This is a genomic window from Mesorhizobium sp. BHbdii (assembly GCF_053848045.1).
In genome coordinates this window covers 1-524 of record NZ_JBSPKX010000127.1, presented here as the reverse complement: position 1 = coordinate 524, position 524 = coordinate 1, and the positions used below count along the sequence as shown (strand labels likewise).

The window sequence follows — 524 nt, the reverse complement described above, 5'->3', positions numbered from 1 at the left end:
CGAACGCATCCGAGTGCAGTGCCAGGACAAGCCCGTCCACCTTCGCCGGGTTGGTGGTGACTGACGGCAGGATCGCGGAGACGTCCAGGCGGGCCTGCGTGCTCTCGCCCGCCACCTTCGCCGACAAGGACCGGATCTCGATCATCACGGGGCTCGCGGCGCTGCCGACCGTCAGCGGCAGGCTTGGTCCCGACGATGTAAGGTCGAGGGCAAAATCGCTGGCGCCGTTCGGATTGATGGTGCCGGCGGCGGTGCCAGAAATCTTGTCGCCGGACAGCGTCGCATGGTCGAGGGCGACGCCGCCGGCCACGGTATAGACGCCGGCCGCATCGACCGCGAGCGGCCCGAGCCCGGCCTGGCGGGTCTGGCTGGTTTCGACGCCGGCAAGCTGCGCGTTGAACCGAACTTCGGGAGCGGATGGCGAGCCGGTCACCTGCGCGGCGCCGCCGAGCGTACCCGCCGCATCGAGCCCGGGCGCAAAATCATTGGCCAGGGCCGCCGGCAGCGCGGAGAACTGTGCCGCG

At 70.4% G+C, this 524-nt stretch carries 1 protein-coding gene; it reads right to left on the bottom strand.

Annotated features, from left to right (window positions below; all coding sequences use genetic code 11):
- On the bottom strand, window positions 1-524 hold a 524-nt coding region (locus ACWTU8_RS32210), incomplete at both ends, for a hypothetical protein (protein WP_455851300.1).